The organism is Olivibacter jilunii (assembly GCF_900607235.1).
Lineage (GTDB): Bacteria > Bacteroidota > Bacteroidia > Sphingobacteriales > Sphingobacteriaceae > Olivibacter > Olivibacter oleidegradans.
Window position 1 is genome coordinate 736,092 of sequence record NZ_LR027848.1, and the last position, 23,546, is coordinate 759,637.

Annotated in this window: 19 protein-coding genes; 9 read left to right on the forward strand and 10 right to left on the reverse strand. The window is 39.8% G+C overall.

The window, feature by feature from the left end; translation table 11 throughout:
• From E0E36_RS03150 to E0E36_RS03160, 3 genes are read left to right on the forward strand one after another with little or no spacing between them, the layout of a single operon-like run.
• Positions 1-402 (forward strand): hypothetical protein, encoded by a 402-nt coding sequence (locus E0E36_RS03150; RefSeq protein ID WP_130854690.1) that lies wholly within the window; start codon positions 1-3, stop codon positions 400-402.
• Entirely contained in the window at positions 392-790 is a 399-nt protein-coding gene (locus E0E36_RS03155) for a hypothetical protein (protein WP_130854691.1), read from the forward strand. The genes E0E36_RS03150 and E0E36_RS03155 overlap by 11 nt, the downstream gene beginning before the upstream one ends.
• A gap of 12 nt (positions 791-802) precedes the next feature.
• Complete coding sequence (locus E0E36_RS03160; RefSeq protein WP_130854692.1) at positions 803-1,462, forward strand: hypothetical protein; 660 nt, start codon at positions 803-805, stop codon at positions 1,460-1,462.
• Between the two features lie 10 nt (positions 1,463-1,472).
• On the opposite strand, the gene E0E36_RS03165 is transcribed toward E0E36_RS03160, so the two are convergent.
• On the reverse strand, positions 1,473-3,845 hold the full coding sequence (locus E0E36_RS03165) for an ABC transporter permease (RefSeq protein WP_130854693.1): 2,373 nt from the start codon (positions 3,843-3,845) through the stop codon (positions 1,473-1,475).
• Positions 3,846-3,999: 154 nt separating this feature from the next.
• The gene (locus E0E36_RS03170; protein ID WP_130854694.1) at positions 4,000-6,411 is read right to left on the reverse strand and encodes an ABC transporter permease; all 2,412 of its coding nucleotides are present in this window, start codon (positions 6,409-6,411) and stop codon (positions 4,000-4,002) included.
• Between the two features lie 475 nt (positions 6,412-6,886).
• Between E0E36_RS03170 and E0E36_RS03175 the strand changes: the two genes are divergently transcribed.
• On the forward strand, positions 6,887-7,459 hold the full coding sequence (locus E0E36_RS03175) for a PhnA domain-containing protein (RefSeq protein WP_130854695.1): 573 nt from the start codon (positions 6,887-6,889) through the stop codon (positions 7,457-7,459).
• Positions 7,460-7,589: 130 nt separating this feature from the next.
• Here E0E36_RS03175 and E0E36_RS03180 read toward each other — a convergent pair whose 3' ends face one another.
• Positions 7,590-9,344: a HEPN domain-containing protein gene (locus E0E36_RS03180; protein WP_371719638.1), complete on the reverse strand. Its 1,755-nt coding sequence runs from the start codon at positions 9,342-9,344 to the stop codon at positions 7,590-7,592.
• Between E0E36_RS03180 and E0E36_RS28300 the strand changes: the two genes are divergently transcribed.
• From E0E36_RS28300 to E0E36_RS03195, 3 genes are all read left to right on the forward strand, one after another.
• Positions 9,310-9,396 (forward strand): hypothetical protein, encoded by an 87-nt coding sequence (locus E0E36_RS28300; RefSeq protein ID WP_354004832.1) that lies wholly within the window; start codon positions 9,310-9,312, stop codon positions 9,394-9,396. The two genes, E0E36_RS03180 and E0E36_RS28300, sit on opposite strands and share 35 nt — an antisense overlap.
• A gap of 124 nt (positions 9,397-9,520) precedes the next feature.
• Complete coding sequence (locus tag E0E36_RS03190) at positions 9,521-9,739, forward strand: helix-turn-helix domain-containing protein (protein WP_013664512.1); 219 nt, start codon at positions 9,521-9,523, stop codon at positions 9,737-9,739.
• 69 nt (positions 9,740-9,808) lie between these two features.
• Entirely contained in the window at positions 9,809-10,039 is a 231-nt protein-coding gene (locus E0E36_RS03195; protein ID WP_130854697.1) for a hypothetical protein, read from the forward strand.
• A gap of 88 nt (positions 10,040-10,127) precedes the next feature.
• On the opposite strand, the gene E0E36_RS03200 is transcribed toward E0E36_RS03195, so the two are convergent.
• The 6 genes from E0E36_RS03200 to E0E36_RS03225 form a co-directional block, all read right to left on the reverse strand.
• The gene (locus tag E0E36_RS03200; RefSeq protein ID WP_165446906.1) at positions 10,128-12,551 is read right to left on the reverse strand and encodes an ABC transporter permease; all 2,424 of its coding nucleotides are present in this window, start codon (positions 12,549-12,551) and stop codon (positions 10,128-10,130) included.
• Positions 12,552-12,656: 105 nt separating this feature from the next.
• On the reverse strand, positions 12,657-15,038 hold the full coding sequence (locus tag E0E36_RS03205; RefSeq protein WP_130854699.1) for an ABC transporter permease: 2,382 nt from the start codon (positions 15,036-15,038) through the stop codon (positions 12,657-12,659).
• A 188-nt stretch (positions 15,039-15,226) separates the two neighbouring features.
• A complete protein-coding gene (locus tag E0E36_RS03210; protein ID WP_130854700.1) occupies positions 15,227-15,697 on the reverse strand; it encodes a GNAT family N-acetyltransferase in 471 nt (156 codons plus the stop codon).
• Positions 15,698-15,901: 204 nt separating this feature from the next.
• The gene (locus E0E36_RS03215) at positions 15,902-16,321 is read right to left on the reverse strand and encodes a type II toxin-antitoxin system VapC family toxin (RefSeq protein WP_130854701.1); all 420 of its coding nucleotides are present in this window, start codon (positions 16,319-16,321) and stop codon (positions 15,902-15,904) included.
• Entirely contained in the window at positions 16,311-16,556 is a 246-nt protein-coding gene (locus E0E36_RS03220) for a DUF6364 family protein (protein WP_130854702.1), read from the reverse strand. The genes E0E36_RS03215 and E0E36_RS03220 overlap by 11 nt, the downstream gene beginning before the upstream one ends.
• Positions 16,557-16,795: 239 nt before the next feature.
• Positions 16,796-18,859, reverse strand: a complete 2,064-nt coding sequence (locus E0E36_RS03225; protein WP_130854703.1) for a helix-turn-helix domain-containing protein — start codon at positions 18,857-18,859, stop codon at positions 16,796-16,798.
• A 295-nt stretch (positions 18,860-19,154) separates the two neighbouring features.
• Between E0E36_RS03225 and E0E36_RS03230 the strand changes: the two genes are divergently transcribed.
• A complete protein-coding gene (locus E0E36_RS03230; protein WP_130854704.1) occupies positions 19,155-19,745 on the forward strand; it encodes an ankyrin repeat domain-containing protein in 591 nt (196 codons plus the stop codon).
• Positions 19,746-19,768: 23 nt separating this feature from the next.
• Positions 19,769-20,815 (forward strand): acyltransferase family protein, encoded by a 1,047-nt coding sequence (locus E0E36_RS03235; protein WP_130854705.1) that lies wholly within the window; start codon positions 19,769-19,771, stop codon positions 20,813-20,815.
• A 92-nt stretch (positions 20,816-20,907) separates the two neighbouring features.
• On the opposite strand, the gene E0E36_RS03240 is transcribed toward E0E36_RS03235, so the two are convergent.
• On the reverse strand, positions 20,908-23,322 hold the full coding sequence (locus tag E0E36_RS03240; protein WP_130854706.1) for an ABC transporter permease: 2,415 nt from the start codon (positions 23,320-23,322) through the stop codon (positions 20,908-20,910).
• Between the last annotated feature and the right edge of the window lie 224 nt (positions 23,323-23,546).

Here is a 23,546-nt window from a genome sequence, read left to right on the forward strand (position 1 = left end):
ATGAAGAAAGTAATAAAGATTAAGCTATTAAAAGATTTTGAACTGTTGTTTAAAATGTTAGATATCGAGCAAGAGCAGTTCTTTCAGTATTATTTGGATCGGATTTCTTTGCCTCGATTGATGAGTGTTCATCCTGAAGACCCCGAAGGTTTGCTGACGGATTTCTTTCTCAAGAATACACCGGTTGAGGACACAAAAGAAACACAAGAATATATCGAAAAGAAGGCAAAGGGAAAATATCATCACGCAATGATGACTATTGTGGGAACAGAATTGGAACAGCCGGAATGCGAAGAACAGTTAAGGGTTGAGGTGAAAAAATGGCGTGATGAATATGTTATGTTGAGAAAAAAATTAAAGGAAAAAGGGAGACCAATTAAAATCATCAATTATGGAAATTAAGATATATTTTACCTCCGAATTCGAAACAGCTTGTGATATCCTTTATTGGAAACCTGAAGAAATTTTACAGGAGTTTATTAATCTGGTTTCTTTAGCCAAATATAATAGTCAAGAGGTGAGTGATAATGAAGGGCTGGCAACTAAGTTTATGTTATATCAGACAAAGAAAAAGGGGAATCGACTGGTTCCGGCAAAACAAGTCCATATTGAATACTGTCAAAAACTGAAAGAAATTCAAAAAAATTATAAAGAAAACAGTCTTGATGAACGGCATGCAGCTGTTTCCAAGCTGTTTTCATCATGGCGAAAAGAGCTGATTATGAATATGTCAGAAAAGGACTTCATTATTAATGTGAAGGAGAGGAAGAAACAATTGGGTATTGATTAATCTTTTACCATAATGCAACCTAAACTACCTGTAACCTATGGAGGCATGTTGACACAAGATGAACTTGCCGAGCGATATGTCTATATTTCCGCGAGAGTTAGATGTAATTATACAGAGGAAGAGCTCTCTTTTTTACTGGGAAGAGCGCCCTATTATTTTAGCGATTATGAACGAATGGAGGAAGGGGCTAAGTTAACGGGGATTGATATGGAAAATTTGAAATACATTTTTTCGGAAATTTATCTAGATGAGCTATCCTTTGAAAAGGATGAATTTTATGCCTACAATGAAAAAAGAATTGTGAGAGTTCAAAAGGAATGCGAAAAGGATAAGCTGATATATCGGATTTTTCACCCTTGGATTCAACGAAAAAATAAGCGAAAGGTAAATGAGCCGCTTGTTCTTCATGAGTTATATCGCAATATTACTGTTTTAGAAGAACAGGAAATAAAAGAATATATGTTATACATGTTACGCTTACTCTTGCGCCGGCGCTTCTTTAATATGCCGCGAGCGCCTTATTGTATCTATCGGGAAGTGGATAAGCAAAAACCAGCAGGCACAACAATTTATCCGATTTGCCTAAAGCACGCCTTATACGACTTGACGCATAAAGGGTTATTCAGCATGAAAAGGATGAACGGCGTCTTATTTTTTTCTAGTAGCCTCTAATGAATAAACCTTATTCGCTTCGCAAGGAATCAACCGGATTCGCTATTGCAGCCTTAATCGATTCATAGCTTATGGTTAATAATGCAATCACTAAAGCAGCAATGGAGCCTATTACAAATACCACCCAACTTAAATTGATGTGATAAGCAAAATCATTTAACCAGCTATGGATCGCATACCAAGACAGCGGAACAGCGATAAGAATTGCTATAAAGATAAGGCGCATAAAGCGGATAGATAATAAACGAACTACACTGAGAACTGATGCGCCCAGAACCTTTCGTACCCCAATCTCTTTAAACCGCTGTTCGGCCATATAGGCAGATAAACCATAAAGACCCAAGCAAGAAATAAAGGTAGCAAGGATGGCAAAAAGATTAAACAAACTTCCCAGCTGCTGTTCCCCTCGATACAAGTTTGCTAAGTCTTGATCGAGAAAGCTGTAAGAAAAAGGAAATCCGGGATTTAGACGGGTGTTAATCTTTTCTAATGCCTTGATTGTCGCTTCTGTTTTACCGGGTTGCGTACGCACTGCAACTACACCTCCCCATCGATTCGGTTCCAGAATAATCGGTTCAATGGCCTGTTGAATAGGTTTAAAATTAAAATCTTTCACCACGCCGATAACAGTTCCCCGTTTATCCCACATTGCTAATGGTTTACCAACCGCTGTCGCAGCAGTTAGCCCCATCATTTTGGCCAGCTTTTCATTGATAACATAATTGCTTGAGTCGCCCCTAAAATCTTTAGAAAATCCTCGACCGGAAATGATCTTCATTTGAAAAACTTCAAAAAAACGTTCGCTTACGCTTAAGCTTGGAATAACTACTTGCGCATTTGGGTCTTTGCCTTCCCATTGTACGTTGATTGTACCGCTTGTTAAGTTAGTTGGCAAATCATTTGTAATAGTAAAATTGGCCGTTAAGGGATTTTGTTCTAGTTCACTTTTATAAGCCGTTTGCCTATTCCAGATATCACCCTTCATGGGCACATATAACAAATTTGACTTCTCATAACCCAAATTCATATTTTTTATGTAATTCAGTTGCCGATATACAACGGCGGTTCCTATTAATAATACAATAGACACGACAAATTGTAAGACAACCAGTGTATTTCGAAAGAGTAGATCGCCCTTTCCGCCAAGCTTCATCTGCCCTTTAAGTACTTTTATCGGTTGAAAACCGGATAAAAACAAAGCAGGGTAACTCCCGGCTATAAATCCTGTTATCAATGCAATGCCAATTAATATAAAAACGAGCTTGCCATCAAAAAGACGGATCGCCAGTTCTTTGCCAGCCAGGTAATTAAAAGCAGGCAAGAGAAGCCAAACAAGTGTTATAGCAATAAAAAGTGATAGGCAGGAAATTAAAACCGATTCGCCCAGAAACTGTCCGGCCAACTGAGATCGGGCCGCGCCAACAACCTTCCGCAAACCCACCTCTTTTGCCCTTCGGCCGGAGCGAGCCGTAGCTAAATTCATAAAATTAATGCAGGCAACTAATAGGATAAAAACAGCCACCAGCGAGAGGATATTTACATATTGAATATTACCATTGTCAGATAACTCTACCTGTAAGTGAGAGTGGAGATGTATATCCCGTAATGGTTGGAGATGAAAAGTTATTTTTTGATTAGTTTCATGTGATTTATAAAGCGCATTCATTTGGCTTTCCAAAGCCAATAGATTGGCTTCATTAGCCTCGAAATCCCTGTTTAACTGAATGTAAGAATAGAAATTAAAGTTCTTCCAGGTATTCTGGATCAGATCGTTATGCGTTTTCGCGATTGCCGCCATAGGCATGAGATAATCAAATTGCAGGTGCGAGTTAGTAGGGACATTCGCTAAGACGGCCGTTATGGTAAGAAGTTTTTCGTTATTTATTTTAAGCGTTTTTCCAATTGGATCTGTATTCCCAAAATACTTTTTGGCAAAGTTTTCCGTGATTAGTAAGGCGTCCGGACGCTTAAGCGCTGTGGCTTGATTGCCGGAAATCAACGGAAAGGAGAAGACGTCAAAAAACGTTGAATCGACAAAGAAGCCCCTTTTTTCTTCAAACTTTTTATCCTGATATTCAAAAGCATTAGTAGAGGGATGGCTTAATCGAACAGCATTTTTAATGGCCGGTATTTTAGCTTTAAGTTCAGCAGGCATACCGGCAGGGTTTACAGCCGCTTTGAAGTCGTCTGACGCTACGGCTGTAATACGATAAATTTCATTTGTGTGCTCATGAAAGCGATCGTAACTTTTCTCATTCCGAATCCAAAGAAGGATCAGAATGCTCGATGCCATACCAACTGCAAGGCCTGCTATATTCAGCGAAGAAAAAGATTTGTGCCGAATTAGATTCCTGAGGGCGATTTTGAAATAATTCTTTATCATTATAAGTATCAAGTATCTTTTGAGTTGTGAGTTGTAAGTCCTACGCTCTACGTATTAACTTGCTTCAAAAAAAGGTTTTTGATGTGGCTTATTATTAACTTCTTTGTTTAGTTTATCAAGACACTTATGACCTAAAACTTACTACTTCTAACTTCTATTCACTTCGCAATGAATCGACAGGGTTAGCAATTGCAGCTTTAATAGCTTGATAGCTTACCGTTAATAAAGCGATTGTAACTGCGCCTAGTCCGGCGAAGGCAAACATCCACCATTGCACGGTTATTTTAAACGCAAAGTTCTCTAACCATTTATTCATGGTCCACCAGGCAATTGGTGTGGCAATCATTAACGCGATCAATACCAGTTTGATAAAGTCTTTAGAGAGCAGTCCGGTTATTCCGCCAACGGTAGCTCCCAGCACTTTGCGAATGCCAATTTCCTTGGTGCGTTGAAAGGCGGTAAAGGCGGCTAAGCCATATAGTCCTAGACAGCTGATCAACAAAGTTATAGCGGTAGCCACATTCACCAGTCGGGATGTACTATGCTCCTGCCGGTATAGCGATTTTATCGTGTCATCATAGAATTGATAAGAAAATGGCGCTGTTGGGTAAACTTGTTTCCATTCTTGCTCAATAAGGGCAATCGCTTTTTTCCAGGAGGAAACCTTAGGTGAAGATAGTTTGATATTAAAAGTTGTTAAACCAGGCTTTTGCGCTGTAAAACCGAGTAAATCAATTGTGCTCTTCAAGTTAAACTGATGAAAATCTTTAATAACTCCAACAATAGTCCGCGGCATGTTACCTTGATATAAAGTTTGCCCAATGGCCTCTTCGGCACGAGAGAAGCCAAAGGCTTTGAGCGCGGTTTCATTTAGAAGCAATTCGCGCACGGTATCCGTTAACTGGGCGTTCCTTCCCGCAAGTAACGGTATTTGATAAAGATCAAGGTAATTATTGTCTATATTTTTAAACATCACTTGCTTTTGTATGGTGCCGTTTTTTCCGCGATAATCCATTAACCAAGCCGTCATTCGGTCAATCATCGGTAAGTCGCCCAAAGAAACCGCTGCGATCTCGGGATGTTGAGCCAGTCGTTGCTTTAAAACAAATTGAGAGCCTTGAAAAAGCGAGTCTTGCTGTAGCTTATAGGGGATTTCGACCGTTAAGATGGCTTCATGTTCAAAACCTAAATCTTTGTCCAAAGTATATTTCAGTTGTTGTCCGATAATAATGGCGCAAATCACAAATACCTGCGCAATTACAAACTGGAACACAATCAGTCCCTTACGGAGATTCAACTGATAGCCCCTAATCGATTGCTTTGTTTCACCTTTTAATACGCGGACGGTTTGTACACGGGTAGCGAGCCAGCTAGGATAGAGTCCTGCAAGAACCGTAATAAAACTGATCAATGCAATGGAAAAGCCAATCATACCGGGATAATTGGTGAAATTGTTCATACCCTCGGGGATGTATTCCGCAAAAACGCGCAGGGATAAAAATGTTAGAAATAGTGACAAGGCGACTGCTAGTAGACAGACAACAAAAGTTTCCAATAAGTAAGAACGGATAATGATTCCTGACGTACTTCCTAACGTTTTCCGAACACTTATTTCTTTTGCCCGTTGAGGTATTTGTGCGGTAGTCAGGTTAATATAATTGATACAGGCTAGGGCAAGTAGAAAGAACGCAATGCCTATCAAGCCGAATAATACGGATTTATTGGCGGTACGGGTGTCAGATTGGGTGGCAAAATGTTTGTCCTTCAGCTGAAGCAGCTTAAAATGTGATTTAAAGTTGCGTTGTTTAAAAACCTCGCTGTTGATCTTTTCGTTTAGTGCATTCAATTGATCAAGAACAGTCTTAGTGCTAACCCCTTTCTTAAGCTTAACAAACAATAGCTCATTGGAAGATAAGCTGCTCCAATCGGTACTGGTAAGACTTTCTTGGTCTATAGGAAAAAACTCTTGTGCAGGAAAACTATTGAGATAGCCTAAATCTGCGAGAACACCGGACACCGTTTTTTGTATGGTATCATTATAGGTGATGGTTTGTCCAATAATTTCTGAAAGGCGTTTACCGGGGAAATAGTATTGTGCTCGCGAAGCAGTTAATATAACTTGCTCTGGTGTTTTCAGAGCCTGCTGGGCATTTCCCGCTAGCCATTGATAGCCTATCATTTTAAAATAGCCTGGTAATGTGGCTATCCGTTCAGAGAGGTTTTCTACCAACGGACTTTTGGCAGTTTGGGCCGTTTCGTAATGCTGATAATAAACAGGAGAAACCTCCTCCAGTCCGGAAATTTCCCGGAGCATTGCTGGCAATACACCTTTAGGAACAACAGCCATCTCACGATCCCGTCCATCTGGTGTTTTGAAGCTCGATGTCAGTTGAAAAATGCGTTCACGATCGGGTTCAAATTTATCATAACTAAATTCAAAGCTAACCATTCGAAAGATGATCCAGGACGCGCTAATGCCTATGGCCAATCCCAAAATATTTAAACCTGTAAATAGTCGATTCCGCCATAAATAGCGAAAGGTCGCTTTAAGGTGATGATTAATCATTTGGTTACTGTATAAGATTTCAATATGTATTGTGTCGATTACGTTGTTGCTGGGTACTATTTTTCAATGACGAACGTACCTTAACCAACTGTTTGTGCACAATTAGGCGGCCACAATAAAAAAGCAGTGCTTTCGCAGCTTGAACGAGGTTTAGAATAAAAGTAATGTACGGAAATGAACAAAGAGTGTTCGTTTCCGTACAAAGGACAGCTGAGAATACCATTTTGTAAGGTAACCTTTAGGAGGGCGGTATAAAGGTCCCATAAAGAAAGATCCCGAAGCGTAAAAGTGTCGGGGATTGATTCGGTAAAAAGGTGTCCTAATTCTTGAGTTAAATCCAAGAGTATTATGTTTTTTAGATGATATTTTGGAACATGATTGATATATCCAGACCGTAATTCAGAGAGACTTTTAGACTGCGAAGAATCTATTTAGCCATCGTAAAAGCGTATCTTTGCAGTCTAAAAGTATATAAATGGTAATAAATGAAACCTTAATGGTCAGAAGCGGTGGGAGATGTGAGTTAAGTAACAAAGAAGGGGAATTGGTGGTTTATAGCATAACTCCTGATAGCTATTCGAATAATGAGCTTGTAATAGCCAAGACATTAGCGGATCAGCTGGAAGGTAAAGAAGCTTTTTCTCCCGAAGATTGGCGTTTCTTGCCGGATGTTATGTGGAGTGAGCTACCGGCCGTGCAGGTATTAGCTTGGCGGGTACTGAACCACTTGAAAGGAGAAAGCTGGGCAGCGGATGCACTTGACATTCTTTATTTGGAGCAAGAGACGCTTTCGTGGGCACAAGCTGGGTTTTTTGAAGAAGGAGAAGCTCTTAAGCCGATGCATAAGGATGCAAATGGCAATGTGCTCCAAAATGGCGATTCCGTGGTATTGACAAAAACATTGGATGTAAAAGGAAGTTCGATCTCCGCCAAATTAGGAACTGTGGTGAAAAATATTCGTTTGGTAGAAGATAATCCCGAGCAGATAGAAGGAAGAGTAGAGGGACAGTTGATTGTGATTCTAACTAAATACCTGCGTAAACAATAATTAGTACCCGGAGGTGTAAACTTCATCTAACACGACCTCCAAATAAATTTTGCGGTGCTGTCCCCGCAAAATTTATTTTGCACAAAAATAGAAGTGTTTACGCAAAACATGTAGCTAGGTTTAGGAAGGGCTACAACGCATTGCTAGGTTTTACGACATGGTCGTCTTTTGCCGATTCAACCAATTCTTTATTTGAAGATTCTGCCAGTATTCGCTTCTCCAGTTGAGCGAAATTAGTGGTGCAGGAAGCGATGGCAATGGCTTGGAAACGTTCGTAACAGGCCATAGCGATTGCCAATTCTTTGTCGTTGGGAGCTGCTTCCTTTTTATAACGAACGGCATGCAGACTGTTGGCAAGCGATTTAAATGCCTGCTTTGTGTCGTCTCCTCCGAAAACAAAACAATCAGCGAGCTGTGGCGATATAAGCTTGGTGACCTGAAGCAAAAATGGAAGCGTGCTCTGATCTACATGATAGCCAAGACAGGCATAAATCAAACCAATACAAAGTTGCTCCATGCTCTGAGAGAGAAGAAACATGGCTATGTGAGTGTCTTGACGTTGATGGATGGCAAGTTCTGCGCAGGTTAGAAAAGTATCGGCTTTATACTTTTTATAATTCCAAGCAGCTTGTGCTTTCTCTAAAGTCAGCATCCAATCAGGTTCAGGAATAGAGAATAAGGGTTGGTCTGCATTTTGGTAAAGTACCGTCCCGTGGGTAAGTGTTTGTATAAAAAAGCGATTTTTCTTTTCGAGCTCTTGACTTACCCTGGATGATGCACATAAAATTACGGTAACCCGGATATCCGTATGGGCAATAATATGGCTTTTAGAAGTACTGCTCTTCGTACTGATGCCAAGCAGATAACAATGTTCTGTTTGCCTGATATCAAGGTTATCACATTGGTAAAAGGCTATTTTTTGTGATTCATGAGTTTCATGTCCAATAAGGACTAGCTGTTGCAGCGCTTCCTTTTTAATAAGATTCGTGCAAATAGTAGTTAAAGCCTTTGCTTGTTGTTCATTCAACTGGTTGCGTAATTGATCGGGAAGTGATAGCGTGATAGTGGGTGGGGCGTTGATTGTTGTTGCCTGTATAATGGGTTCGACCGATGCTTGCCGGATCATCGCATCGAGTTCGATCATGCAAGTATGGTAATAGTCGTTGCACCAATCTAAAACGGGAATCAGTTTGAATACCAACTGCTCGATTTCCTCTTTTTCCACTTCAAACTGTCGTTCATAACGCACGGCCGTATAAGATTGATCGATCAATTTGACTAAACGATAATAATGGGGTTCTTCTTTGTCAAAAAGGGTCGCCAGTTCAGGGATGTACCGGGTAATTAACTTAAGATGCTCCTGTAAACTATGACAGGGGCGATCACGCTTAAAAACAGCCTTTTCAATACCCCGAAAGGTTAATTCTGTAGCTTGGTGCAACATAAACAGAGCTTGTTCAAAGTTGTTTTTGCTACGATAGAATTCCATACCTTCTAAGAAATCACGCTGTTTAATCGCTGCTTTTTCAAAATGTTCCCGCGCCTTTGTTCGGATACTTTCCAGTTCTATTTGTGTAAGATGAGGAAGAGGTTTTTTGCCTAAACTTAGTTTCAAATGCTGCTTGCGGCATGCCAAGGTGGAGTAGAGTGTTCCGTTTTTGATTGCTGTTTTCAGTTCGCCATAAGGTATCAACGTATAACTATGCAAGGGTGTTTCCGCTAGACAGAGTTCAGCCATTGGTTCTAAGGTTTTGGCAGGAACCTGACACTTGGAGTCAATTACAATGAGTAGGTGCTGTTTCTCTTCCCCTAAAAAAGTATAGGGGAATTCGTAAATACAGTCAACAGGAATCTTTTCAGCCAGTTTTTCCAGAATGGGTTTAATATCATTCATGATCAAGGGATTTATTGTGACAACATCTAATTGCTGTGTATAAGCTCATTTTTGTAAAGAATTTCTTTACAAGTTTAAAGAAATAATTTCAATATTCAAATAAAATGTAAAGAAATTCTATATAAATAGAATATTTGTCGGTACAACATAAACTAAAATCTTACAAAATGACTTCGTTAGGAGAATATTTAGCCAAGAAATCTGTCAATAAATCGCTTGTTGCAAGGCGTACGGGATTAAGTAAACCAAGGATTAGTGAACTGTCGCTTAACCCTACAGCAAAATTAAGGGCTGATGAATTGGTATTGATTGCCAAAGCGATTGATGTTGATCCCTGCGAGTTATTAATAAAGCTCTATGGGCATTTGAAATTAAAAACAGAATGAGATAAACACATTATCGCTTACCTGTTCGGTAAAAAGCATCGTAACTTTTGCATGTAATCCAGAAATATTATGATTATTTCGGAATCAAATCCAAAAATATTATGGTTATTTTGGAAAACGACCCAACAGCGGGAAATTGATTTAATAGAAGACGATTATGGCAAACTCCATGCATTTGAATTTAAACGGTCTGGCAAAAGAAAGGTACGTTTTCCTCAAACATTTACTGCAAACTATCCAGAAGCCTCCCCGCAAATTGTTAGTCCAGAAAATATGGATGAATGGCTGCTCTATATGTGAATAAGAGTCTTATGCCTTTATCGGTCTTCGTTGTTCATTCTGAGTAGGATCATACGAATAACCAATAACAATTAACCAATAACCAAAATCATTCACTTCTCAACGAATCCACCGGATTTGCTTTGGCTGCTCGTAATGACTGAACACCTACTGTCAAAATTGCTATTAGTAATGCGGCAACTCCCGCCAAGGGAAAAATCCAAACGGGCATATCCATACGATAAACAAAATCGTCTAACCACAGATTCATAGTCCACCAAGCAATAGGGGCCGCAATTAAAAAGGCAATGATAACAGGTTTCACGAATTCGCGGATCACTTTAGCTGTGATATGGGCCACCGAAGCACCCAATACTTTCCGTATACCGATTTCTTTTACTTTTTGATGAATAATAATGAGTGCTAGACCAAATAAGCCCATGCACGAAAGCAAAATGGCAATTCCCGCCGAGACCGAAAAAAGCGTAGCTAGGCGTTTCTCTTTTTTATACCAACGGTCGATATTCTCATCAATATAGCTTCCCTTAAACTCTGCGTTCGGTTCCAAGCTGGCATACGTTTTCTTGAGCATATCCATGGTAGCAACCGGGTTTTGCGTATTGACTTTTACGAAAATATAATCTAGGGAGGGGTCGCCTTCAATAGCGATTGTGAGGGGCTCCGTTGGATTGTGCATAGAATACAGGTGAAAATCTGGAATGATGCCTATGATATGCCAGCCATTGCGGCCCGCTGAATCGGTATTAATATTGCGCCCCAGTAATTGCCCGCTACCGAGTTGCTTGGCCATACTTTCCGTGATGATAACAGCTGCTGATGTGTCTGCTGAAAAAGCAACAGAGAAATCCCTTCCTTCCAATGGTTTAATGGACAGTGTTGTCAAAAAATCGTAATCAGCTGAAATGTAGGTTGTTTTTATATTCTTTCCTTCATGGCTGAAGCCGACCTGCGATTTAGAAGTACTTCCATCTTTGCCAACACCCAAATTAACGTCTGCACCCGTTACACTTAATACCGACGGGTTAGAAGCGAGACGCGTACGTAATTTGGCACTGATATCCCGACCGTGTGTAACGTCTTTAACGGGTATGCTAACAATGGATGCGGTATTGTAACCAAGACTAGCCGTGCGAAGATGCTGAAATTGCAAATAGCATATAGCCGTCGCACAGATTAGTATGATAGCGGTGATAAACTGGAGCGTAATCAGAATGTTCCTGCCGATTCCTGATTTAATAATGCTGAATTTGCCTTTAAAGATGTCTGTAGTTTTAAGCTTGTTCAAGATGAAAAAGGGATATCCGGATGATAAAAAGGAAATGAGTATCCATATGGCACATACACTTATTGCCATTTGCGGATTGTAAAGAACGGCATGATCGAGTTTAAAGAAATTATAAAGCGTCAGTATTTTAATAAGCGCAGCTACACCTAACAAACCAATAAATAATGAGAGTCCGATCTGTATAAAATTCTCCCAAAACAATTGTCCCCATACCTGCCGGGCGGCGGCTCCTAAACACTTTCTTACACCTAGTTCTTTGCTGCGAGTGAATGATAGGCTGATTTGAATATTGATAAAGTTGAAGCAGGCAATAAATAAAATAACGATACTCACCAACAGGAGAATATAAAGATAGGTTTTGCTGACGGTATCGCCCGAACCTATTTCCGTATTAAAGTGAAGCTTGTTTAAGGATAACAAACGCATACCTAAATAATCGCCATTGGCATCGGCTTTGAATCCGTCTCTTTTTAAAGACTCCCCGTCTGGATGCAAATACTTTTGCACGAACAAATGCAGTTGCTTTTCCGCTTGTGCTTGACTTACGTGTGGCGCGAGGCGCACGTATACATTGTGATGCTGCTCATACCATTCTTCCTTGGTTCTGGCCCAGTTGGGATCTAGCTCTGTGCGTGCCAAGATGGGGAGCTTAAAGGTTGAATTCTGCGGAGCGTCTTCCATTACAGCGGATACGATAAGACGCTTCCAATCACCACCTATTTTAATCTCAACTGGTTTTCCTATGGGGTCTTGTTGGCCAAATAAACTAGTTGCGGTCGTTTGATTCAACACGATAGCATCTATGTTATCCAACGGTGAGCGAGTTTGACCGTGTATAATCCGGAAGGAAAAGATGTCGAAAAAGTCAGGGTCAACTAGATTTATTCCCTGCTCGAGTGATTTGGCTCCATTACGAATTTCTCTACCACTATTTTTAATTCGAGTTACTTTGTCGATCCCAATATTCTCCTTCTTCAGGTAGGTAGCTACCGGATAACCCATGGTAGCGCCAAGTTCCGTTCCCTTTACTAAATTATGGAATTCATAGAGCTTAAATACGCGATCTTTATACCGATGAAACTTATCAAAAGAAAATTCGTGATAAACAGCAGCCAATAATAGCATGCTACAGATAAAGGCGATGGCCATTCCCAATATATTAATAAAGGTGTGCGCCCTATGCTTTAGCATATTGCGCCAGGCAATTTTTAGATAGTTTCTTATCATTTCGTTTTCCGTTACTCGTTGTTTGATCTGACGCGTCTTGGCAGATTTCAGCATCTTGATTGACAGGTCTACGAACAGCTGACAATCAAGAACCAATAACTAAATCTATTCACTTCTCAACGCATCAACCGGTTTATTAAGCGCTGTTTTAATGGTTTGCAAAGCAATTATGAATAATGTAATTCCTCCTAAAACCAACAGGGGTATAATAAACGTACTTGCTTCCAGTTCTGTTCTTATATAATAATTTGTTAACCATTTTTTCATTAACCAATAGCTAGTTGGTACCGCTATGCATGCCGCTAATAGAAACAGTGGATATACATCGTGGATGAACAGATAAATAATTTGTCTAACAGAGGCTCCTAAAACCTTTCGTATGCCTATTTCCTTCACCCTTTTTTGTAGATTGTGTGATACAAGCCCTACAATGCCTAATAGAACGATGATCATTGCAAGTATAGTCGCTACTGTTCCTGCATGTTTCAACTGCATTTCCGTCCTATACTGTTGTGCTAGTTTAGCATCCATAAACGTGTAATCAAACGGGGCGGTTGGTAATATTTGCTTCCAAGCAGTGGTTAAATGATTTAATGAAACGCCGACATTTCCTGGTTTTAAGCGAATACTGAAATAGCGGTAAACATTACTGTTTTTTATGTTAAACCATAGCATTGGTCCGATGGGAAAGTGCATAGAGGTCCCATAAAAATTTTTTGTTACACCCGAGATGATAGCAGAACTTGCATCCGTAAAATAAATGGCTTGATTAACGGCATCGACAGGACTGGTATAACCAAGTGCCTTTGATAAAGCTTCATTGATTACTACACGGTCCGTAGGTTCGGACGCTTCGTTAGGGCTATAAAAATTGCCCGCAAGTAGCGGTATTTTATAGGTTTCGGCAAAATGCCGATCGGAAAAAACTAAACCGGTACTGATGGGATCGGTGCCTGTCGCGTTTTTCAGAACGTTTGTATTGCCCGAAGACATCGCCCCGGGGATATCATAAGAGATGGAAATATTTTCAACCTCGGGGAGTTTAGCGAGTTCTTGCCTTAATACTTCGGTATGTCGTAAGCCTTCTGCAGTCCAATCGCGTGGCACCTGTACCGTTAATAGATATTCTTTATCATAACCTAGGTTTTTGCTAAAGAACAAACTAACCTGTTGGGCAATAATAGCCGATGATGTCAGTGCAATCAGCGCAATAGCAAATTGAACACTGATTAACCCCCGAAGAAGAAAGGACCCATCTTTGCTTTGTGCCAGCTTACCGCGTGCTGACTGGACGGTAGGAAGCGAGGATAAACGAAGCGCCGGATAGGCTCCGGCAAATAGTCCTATTATTAAACAACTAAGGATAGCGAATATCCAAAACGACCCGGGTAAGTTGAAAAGTGAGGGGATGGATTTTCCCAATACGTTGGATATTACCTTCGACAAGAAAGGATAAAGGCATATTGATAGTAACATAGATATAACCACAGCCAATAAGGCTTCAGCAATAAATTGGGCCTGTAATTGTTTTTTGGTACCCCCAACCACTTTTCTGATGCCAATTTCTTTCAATCGGTTAGCGGAGGTATTGATGCTAATATTAACAAAATTAATGACAGCCAAGAGCAAAATAGCAAAAGCAACGATCGAGACGGTGTACAGCAAATGCTTAATCGATCCATCACCTTTTTCCAGATGATAGGTCTTTAAAGGCGCCAGCGAGGCTTTATAATCTTTTACGATCGCTTTAGGAGCATGTGCTTGAATGAGATCTCGTATAGGTTTCTCCAAAGAACTTGGAGAGACATTTGGTTGTAGCTCTAAATAGGAAGCTATATAAAGGCTTTGCCAATCGTCAATAGGTCGGCCAAAAAAGCTGGTTGATTGTATTGGTAGTATTAAATCTGTCGCGGGGCCCGTCAAGTTTAAAACAGCATTTTCTCCTTTGTTTTCCAACACGCCACCAATCGTAAAAAGCTGTTCTTGATTGTTAAAGTTCCGGACAGTAAGTTGTTTACCCAGCACCTCCTCATTCCCAAACAGACACTTAGCAAAGGGTGCTGATAAAATGACCTGATTTGGTGTTTTTAATGCATGGTTTACATTGCCGCTAAGTAACTTGAAACCGAACATTTCAAATAAACTTGAATCAGCTACAATAGCGTTACTTTGAACAGGTTGGCCGTCATAGGCAATAATAGCCGTGATGCCATCAAAGCGGAAATAGTTCTTTACTAAATGGGGATAATTCTCCTTAAGAGCCCGCGGGAGCATACCAATGGCGGAATATTCGTTAAGATTACTTTTTAAGAGATATTGCTGATCAATATGTTTAATGTCTTGATTGACCCGAAGTTCTTGCCATACAAATGCACCGATAAGCAATGCAAAGGACAAGCCGCACGCTAAGCCCAGTATATTGATCGCTGTATTGAATTTGTGTTTTCGTAAGTTTCTCCACGCAATTTTGATATAATTTTTAAACATATTGTCAATTTTTCGGCGATGTATCGGCTATTCATTGAATTGCTTAAAAACTTTGCCAAATCGAATGGGCATTATAAGGTCTTGATTTTTAGTGTATTTTGCTAGTGTAAGTGATGTGGCTGTTCGATATCGGACAGCAGAGTGTGCGATACCGTACAGTGGATTAAGTTTCGTTAAAGGGAATTTGTCTAGGCGTCTACTTTCTTGATCATTTCAATATGATCAATCCCATCTTCATCATAGACTTCTCCATCCACAACAAATCCAAGTGATTCGTAAAAGGGTGTGGCATATACCTGAGCAGCGATACGGATGGGACCTTCGCCAAATAGCTCATAACACGCTTGAATGGACCGCTTCATCAGCTCTTTTCCCAAGCCGGTTCCTCTGGCGAGCTTGCTGGTAATAATACGGCCAATCGACATTTCCCGATAGGATATACCCGGAGGAACCAAGCGTGCATAGGCCGCCAAGGTTTCGTCCTGATAGATTAATAAATGATGGCACAACTGGTCTTTATTATCGGCATCCAAATAGGCACAATTTTGTTCTACGACAAACACCTCACTTCTTAATCTTAAAAGCGCATATAATTCATAAGGATTAAATGCGTCGAAAAGTCTGATGTACTGCCTGAGGGAGCTAATATCAAGTTTCATAATAGGACAAAGATACAGGCTTTTTTTGTTTAAGTATCAAGTATCAAGCCTGCCTGCCGGTAGGCAGGTATCAAGATATTCTTAAACTCCTATTTGTAGAGTTACGTCTTATATCTCGCTAACGGCATCTTTTTTTAGTCTACTAACCAATAACGAGCCACTAATAACCAATAGTAAAGATTTTAGGAGCCTCTTCTGATTAAATCATGCATTCAATCTAATAAATTCCTGAGGAGAAAGAACGGGTAGAGAAGGGAGGCTGTTTTTCTGAAAATGTTGATCGCGACTAATGACAAAATCAAGTTTATGATGCAGAGCCGTATAATATAATAAAGCATCTTCCACGTCAGTCATAGATGAATGGATCGCCGCCAAAACCTGTTCATGAGGAATTTCGATACTGTCTAAAAAGCTTAATAACGAACCGAGAATTTCTTTTGCTTTAACGGGACCATATGATTTGGTGATCCAGTAAGCACATATTTGTATGACAGAAGGGGATATGTATCCTTTTATCTTCCCTTGTTCCGCCCAGACTATAATGGTTTTTCCTTCTTCATAGGCTTTTCTTTGGAGAACAAAATCTAGTAGAATGTTGACATCCAACAATACTTTAAAAGCCATATTTATCCGCGTTATCCTCAAAATAATCTTTTGCCAAATCCGCTTGATCTTGGATTTCAGGTTTTGGCAAACTTTCAATAAGCTGAACGATTCCTTTTTCAGGCGGCTTTTTCACAATGAATGTTCTAAAATAACTTTCTACAAGCTCGGAAACACTACTGTGTTTTTGGGTGGCATATGCTTTTACCTGTGCCAATAGCTGTTCATCAATAGTTAAATTTAATTTTGCTTTCATGGGCCATTCTTAATAAAGCAAATATACGCATAAATTTACAATATACGCATCCGTTGCGAGCAAGATGTTTTATTTCATTACGAGATGGGCTAAACCGTTAATCATATCTTTCCCGCAGATAAATAAGATTTTCCTCAATCCAAAATTCGTTTAGTGACAGCAAGGAAGTGGTGGAATTCTTGATTTGGTGAATTGGCAGTTTCATCGGGTTGTATTGCACGCTTGCTTTTATACCTCTACTATAGTAATCCCTTTTCTTCTAGCGATACCTTTATCTCCTTGTGCTTATCCCAGAACTTTGTTTTGATGGTATGCATTACCGTCTTGAATTCAGGCAGATTTCTAAAAGGTTTAACTAAAGGATCTCTTTCAAGTAAAAGTATCCAATATTGATAATTATCTACCTTGCTAAATAGCTTCAAGTGATCGAGGGTTTTCTTGCTGTCTTTCAGATAAGCGTAGTACATAGCTAGGTGTACATGCTTATAAATAGATTGGTCATTGTCCGCAAACTCTTTAAAACTGGTTATGAATTTATTCGACTCCTCGTTAAAGCCCAATTTAGCTAGAACGATTCCAACAGTAAGATCTACGTGTTTAAAAATGTCCAATCGTTGAGCTTCACGCAGTTTAATAAATTGCTTGTAATACCGATAAGCGGCTTGATAGTCACCAATGTAACAGTAAACATTTCCTATTTCCTGCAAAATATGGAGTTGTGTACTATCTCTATCCCATTCTTTCAGCAACAACTGTTTTGTTTGTTCGGTATTACTATCTTTGGCAAAAAGGATGGCTGCCTTTACCCAGGTGGCATAGGAATTTTCGGGGTTGTAACTTATCGACTTATTAATGTAATGAAGTGATTCTTCGACAAATCCGGTTTGTATCAGCGCATTGCTGAGGTGTAAATAGTTAACGCTTGTGGTCGTAGAATCTTGTAATCCCGCATTCAACTTAACCCCTAGAAGCGCATACTCGAGGTACTTGGCGGTATTGGGAATAGAATAGTTGTAAAAATCTAATAAAAAGTGGATAGCCAAAATGGAATTAGGATTGTATTCCAAGGCTTTTTCAAGATAGGGAATGGCAGCCTCATGGTCTTTTTGATGTGCATAAAATAAAGCTTTAGCGATCAGGCTCTCGGGCAAAAGAGGGTCGCATAAAAGTGCTTTATCTGCGTAAAAACCCATTTCAGCGGTATAAATTTTTCTTTCTTGAAAAAGATCCAGATAGTAATAGGCGATGGCAGAAACGGCATAAGCAAGGGCAAATTGAGGATCTTCTTTAATAGCCCTTTTGAAATAGCTGATGCCCTGCTCTAAATTGGTACGGCCACCTTTATGTAATAAATCGCTGCCTTTCAAAAAAAGGTCGTATGCCACCAAATTCTCGGTTGGATTTTTTTCAATCCTCGATCGTTCTTCACGAGTAATGGTCGCTTGAACTTCTTTGGCAATGTCTTTGGCAATATCCTGCTGCAATTGAAAAATATCTTTAACCTCTCTGCGGTATTGACGAGACCATAAGTGTCGATCATTTAGAGCTTCAATCAACTGCACATTTAACAAAATTTGGTTACTGATCTTTTGACCGCTCCCCTCTACAAAATAATTTACATTTAGTTCTTTTGCCATCTCAGGGATGGATTTGAATATATTTCTGTACTTTTCGGACGATGTCCTACTCGTTACTTTCAAATCTTTTATTTTTTGAAGGTTATTGAGCGTAGATTCCATGAGACCATTGATTAAATAGACATTAGTGGAATCATTGCTGTCATTTTTGAAAGGTAATACGGCAATCGATTTTTCAAGTGAGCTCTTAGCAGATGAATCTTTCATACCATACCTGAGTAAAGCGATGGCTAATACAACGATTAACCCGGCAGATAGTAAGATAAAAATGAAGCGCCGATTACGGTTTTTGGAAATAGCAGGAGGAGGAATATTTTCCGTTGCTTCTCTTTGACTATTAGCCGCTCCGGGAGGGAAGCCATAATATTCGCGAAAGCACTTGATAAAATAGGACGTGCTGCTAAAACCGACACGGTCTGCTACTTCAGAAACGTTTAAAGAAGACTCCCGTAGCAGATTCATCCCATGCTCTAAACGCACCTGCCTGATTAGTTGACTTACTGACAAATTGCTGAGCTTTCTCACTTTACGGAGTAGGTTTGAACGGCTCATGTTCAACTCTTCAGCTAACTCGGAAACGCCAAACTGCTCATTAGAGAGATTTTTCTCCACGATGGTAGCAATTTGACGGATAAACTCATTTGCAATGGGCTGATAATCAGGCATTGGTTTACATCTTATCTTTTCATATCAAACTTAGACAAATTCCTTTTTATAGGCAATATAATACCGTCACATATAAAAGGAAATTGCTGGTCTCTTCTCTGCGTTTGGAGCTTATTGTTATTAAGGAAATATACCTATTTGAACGATTATGCATCATAATTTATATCGATTCATCATAATTTATATTGTCATCTCTAAACTTGATGGTTTTATCCGCATGGCTATTTAGTGTACCATGTGAACTAGAACGATCTTTACAACATAAAAAAATCGAAAACAACTAATACTAGCCATCATGAAAACGAAAGAAAGAAATTTATCAAAAGCAGCTTTTACATTATCCTTTTTAATAGCCTTGTTTATTATGACTGGATGTCGAGGCGGTTCTAACCAAAAGGAAAATGCTATTGAAGATAAGGACAAGGTTGCCGCTCCAAAAGTTGATATCCACACAGCAGTTATAACGGGAAATTTGGAAGCTGTTCAGCAGCATATCGACGCGGGAACAGATCTAAATAAGAAAGATCCTTATGGAGGGTCAAGTCCGCTAATATCCGCCGCGTTATTTGATAAGCCGGAAATGGTTAAGCTATTAATCGACGCAGGAGCAGATCTGAATTTTCAGAATAAGGAGGGATCCACTGCACTTATTACGGCCGCATTTTTTGGTCGGCCTCATATTGTCAAAATGTTACTGGATAGTGGGGCTGATAAAACAATAAAGAATAAATATGGAGCTACAGCCTACGAATCTGTAGCAGCGCCCTTCAGCGAAGTCAAGAGTACCTATGATATGATGGGTAAAATGCTTGAGCCTTTTGGATTGGAGTTGGATTACGCATATCTCGAAAAAATTCGACCGGAGATAGCCGCCCAATTGAAATAATATACAAAGAAAAAGGAAAGAATATGCCAGTACTAGATAGAAGATACGATATTGATTGGATGCGGGTCATCGCGATTGCATTGCTCTTGATATATCATATAGCAATCGGTTTCCAGCCTTGGGGGATGATGATCGGCTTTATCACGAATGAAAAATCATGGGATGCTTTGTGGATCCCTATGAGCATGATGAACATATGGCGGATACCACTTTTATTTTATGTGTCAGGGATGGGTGTTTATTTTGCCATGAGAAATAGAAGCTGGAAACAACTTTTTCTGGAGAGAGCCAAAAGGATATTACTTCCATTTCTTTTTGGGATGCTATCGATCGTTCCGCTCCACCTTTATATATGGCAAAGGTATTACCATTTTGATACAGCCTATTTACCCGGTCCCGGCCATCTATGGTTTCTTGGTAACCTTTTTGTTTATGTTATCATGTTCGCGCCGATTTTTTTCTATTTAAAGCGGCAAGAACATAGTCGGCTAGTGAATAGCATGAAAAAGACATTTAGTAGTCCGCAAGGCATACTATTAGTAATGAGTGTATTTATCGCCGAAGTTTTATTAATTGATCCGATGCCTTTTGAATTGTATGCGATGACATGGCATGGTTTCGTTCTGGGGATGCTGGCGTTCTTCTTCGGCTTTTGTTTTGTCTTGTGTGGTGCTACCTTTTGGCATATGATTCTAAGGTGGCGATGGCTGTTTCTTGCGTTTGCAGTAACCTTTTTTATAATAAGGATTACTTATTTTCAGTCTTCAGCGCCGACTTATATGCTGTCTATTGAGTCGAATTGCTGGATTATTTCATTTTTTGCATTTGCTTACAAATATTTCAATTATCCCAGTAGCATACTTTGCTATTTAAGCCGTGCGGCGTATCCATTTTACATACTTCATATGATTTTTCTTTACCTTGGATCTTATTTTATCTTTCCATTGGATATAGATGTACGTATTCAATTTGTTTTGGTTTTGCTCGCTACGATAACCGCTTGTTTCCTTACTTATGAATTCCTTATCAGAAGAATACCTTTCATCAGATTACTATTTGGATTAAAATGAAATCATCGCTATTATTATTCTATTTGTTATCAGCTCTTAATAGAACATAGCAAAATAACCGACAACTAATAACCAACAACTAATAACCAGCCTCACTCATTGCGCAAACTATTCACCGGATTGGCCAATGCGGCCTTAATTGCTTGAAAGCTGATCGTTACAAAAGCGATGATCAGGGCCATAACTAAAGCAAAACCAAAAATCCACCATTCCATCTCAATGCGATAAGCAAAGTCGTTTAACCAGTTGCTCATAACATACCACGCCAAGGGAAGAGCGATGACCGCAGCAATGAGGACTAGACGTAAAAAATCGGTAGAAAGTAGTCGAATAATGGTTGTGGTACTGGCGCCTAGTACTTTTCGAATACCTATTTCTTTGACGCGCTGTGTGATGGTAAAAGCAGAAAGGCCGAACAAGCCCAAACAGGCGATGGCAATGGCAATACACGAAAATAAGGTAAATATTACCTGTTGTTGCTGTTCCGCTTTATAAAGATCGGCAAAACGGTCATCCAAAAAAGTATAAGTAAAAGGTGTTTCCGGTAAGTATTTTTCCCAGACTGCTTGTAAGTGCGCTAAAGCTTGCTGGACATTCCCGTTAACCTTAATCGAAATTCGCCCGTAACCATTCTCATCAGTAGAACTAAACAAAACTAAGGGCAAAATGCGTTGATGTAAAGATTCGAAATTGAAATCGTTCATAACGCCGACAATTTGTCCCGCCCTCGTGTCGTATTTAAAAGGTTTACCAATCGCGTCTTCCGGCGTTAATCCCAGAACACGAACTGCAGCTTCGTTCAGAATAAAGGATGAAGTGTCTCGATCATTATCGGCGCGAAAATTCCTGCCGGTAATGATATCTATTCCATAAGTAGGGATAAAACCGGCATCGCTACGTACATATTTGATATCAGCCTTTGAAGGAGCGAGGCCATTTCCTAAGTTAATTTGCGACCCGGCCGCATCTAACAACCTTCCCGAAGGAATTCGGCTTGATCGTCCTACTTCCTTAACGTTCGGGTTAGCCAATAGGCTGGTTTTAAACGATTGAAAAGTACCATCCAGTCCTTGGTTATTATTAAGCACAACGATCTGTTCTTTGTTAAAACCCAAACTTTTGTTTTGGATGTACTGAAGTTGCCTGAATACAATCAGGGTACCAACGATCAATATAATGGAAATGGAAAACTGAAAAACTACAAGTGCCTTTCGGAGCGAAAATGTATGCTCGCCGGTTTTGAAAATACCTTTCAGTACTTTGATAGGTTGGAAACCGGAAAGAAATAGGGCGGGATAAATGCCTGATAACACACCAATAATGAAGGGAAGAATCGTAATGGCAATTAAAATGGGGACTTGTAGCAGGTGGTTTAGCGTAAAGGTCTTTCCGGCCAGTAGATTTAATCCGGACAATGCCATTCCTGTCAATACAACCGATATCAACGAGGCCAGTAAGCAGAGCAGGACACTTTCGCTTAAGAACTGATAAATCAATTCTGTTTTCTCTGCTCCAACTACTTTCCGGATTCCAATTTCTTTTGCACGCAGGGCGGAGCGTGCGGTGGACAGGTTCATATAATTGATACAGGCGATCAGTAAAATAAAAAGACCTATTATAGAGAAGATATAAACCCGTTTGATATCGCCGTTTTCTTCCAATTCGGAATCCTTATGAGAATGAAGGTGAATATCTGTTAGTTTTCTTAACGAAAGGAAGGTCCACTCCTGGGCTTTATTGTCGGCACCGGGAATATGTCTGTTTAAGAAAGACGGAAATTGTGTTTCCAGTTTGCCGGCATTGTAATCTTTAGGCAACAAAACATAGGTATAAAACGCGTTGTTTCCCCAATTGGTACGAAGTTGTTCCTCTCCGTATATTGCAGTATCCCTTAATGTAGAAAAAGAGACCATGATATTGGGATGCCAATGCGCATTGGAAGGAAGCGATTTATAAACGCCCGTTACCGTACCGGTAAGCTTTTGGTCAACTTTTAACAACTTATTTAAAGGGTTTTCCGTTCCGAAATACTTCTTGGCCATTTCTTCCGAAAGCATTATGGAATAAGGTTCTTGCAGTGCCGTTTTCGGATCACCTTTAGTTACCGTAAAATCAAAGACCTTAAAAAGGTCTTCATCCGCACAGTAGACATTATCCTCATTGAATACCTTGTCCTGGTATTGAAAGGTCATACCCCCAATAGGAAGTATGCTGGTCAGTGCCTGAATTTCCTTAAAGTCGTTTTGTAATAAAGGACCAACAGGCGGCGCAACCGCACCGAGTTCTAGGGAGACGCTTTTACTCTCTGTATTTAAGAAAGTTCGTTCTACTCGGTAGATTTGGTCTGCCTTGCTATTATAGCGGTCATAACTCAGTTCATCAAGTACATACAAGGCGATGAGTAGGCAACAGGTGATTCCGATACTCAAACCAAACAAGTTGATGAAGGAAACGAATTTGTAGCGTAACAAATTTCGCCAAGCGATTTTTATGTAATTTTTTAACATGGTATCAAGTATTAAGTATCAAGCCTGCCTGCCGGTAGGCAGGTATCAAGAGATGTTAAAAGCTCCTTTACGACGTTGCGTCTTACCCGCTAGTCAGACAATCTTGCGTCTTATATCTTTACTCAACTTTATTGCCATAACAAAAAGAGTCCTTTTTAGCCGTTTGGGCTATTGTTATTTCAATTGTTGTTCGAATATGGACAACCGGTGTTCGTATTCGAACA

Excerpts from the sequence above, each read along its gene's own strand:
- E0E36_RS03170 (WP_130854694.1), bottom strand. The coding sequence starts at position 6,411 with ATGATTAATCATCACCTTAAAGCGACCTTTCGCTATTTATGGCGGAAT.
- E0E36_RS03200 (WP_165446906.1), bottom strand. The coding sequence starts at position 12,551 with ATGATAAGAAACTATCTAAAAATTGCCTGGCGCAATATGCTAAAGCAT.
- E0E36_RS03155 (WP_130854691.1), top strand. The coding sequence starts at position 392 with ATGGAAATTAAGATATATTTTACCTCCGAATTCGAAACAGCTTGTGAT.
- E0E36_RS03215 (WP_130854701.1), bottom strand. The coding sequence starts at position 16,321 with ATGGCTTTTAAAGTATTGTTGGATGTCAACATTCTACTAGATTTTGTT.
- E0E36_RS03210 (WP_130854700.1), bottom strand. The coding sequence starts at position 15,697 with ATGAAACTTGATATTAGCTCCCTCAGGCAGTACATCAGACTTTTCGAC.
- E0E36_RS03190 (WP_013664512.1), top strand. The coding sequence starts at position 9,521 with ATGACTTCGTTAGGAGAATATTTAGCCAAGAAATCTGTCAATAAATCG.
- E0E36_RS03160 (WP_130854692.1), top strand. The coding sequence starts at position 803 with ATGCAACCTAAACTACCTGTAACCTATGGAGGCATGTTGACACAAGAT.
- E0E36_RS03230 (WP_130854704.1), top strand. The coding sequence starts at position 19,155 with ATGAAAACGAAAGAAAGAAATTTATCAAAAGCAGCTTTTACATTATCC.
- E0E36_RS03175 (WP_130854695.1), top strand. The coding sequence starts at position 6,887 with ATGGTAATAAATGAAACCTTAATGGTCAGAAGCGGTGGGAGATGTGAG.
- E0E36_RS03235 (WP_130854705.1), top strand. The coding sequence starts at position 19,769 with ATGCCAGTACTAGATAGAAGATACGATATTGATTGGATGCGGGTCATC.
- E0E36_RS03205 (WP_130854699.1), bottom strand. The coding sequence starts at position 15,038 with ATGTTTAAAAATTATATCAAAATTGCGTGGAGAAACTTACGAAAACAC.
- E0E36_RS03165 (WP_130854693.1), bottom strand. The coding sequence starts at position 3,845 with ATGATAAAGAATTATTTCAAAATCGCCCTCAGGAATCTAATTCGGCAC.
- E0E36_RS03240 (WP_130854706.1), bottom strand. The coding sequence starts at position 23,322 with ATGTTAAAAAATTACATAAAAATCGCTTGGCGAAATTTGTTACGCTAC.
- E0E36_RS03150 (WP_130854690.1), top strand. The coding sequence starts at position 1 with ATGAAGAAAGTAATAAAGATTAAGCTATTAAAAGATTTTGAACTGTTG.
- E0E36_RS03220 (WP_130854702.1), bottom strand. The coding sequence starts at position 16,556 with ATGAAAGCAAAATTAAATTTAACTATTGATGAACAGCTATTGGCACAG.
- E0E36_RS03225 (WP_130854703.1), bottom strand. The coding sequence starts at position 18,859 with ATGCCTGATTATCAGCCCATTGCAAATGAGTTTATCCGTCAAATTGCT.
- E0E36_RS03195 (WP_130854697.1), top strand. The coding sequence starts at position 9,809 with ATGATTATTTCGGAATCAAATCCAAAAATATTATGGTTATTTTGGAAA.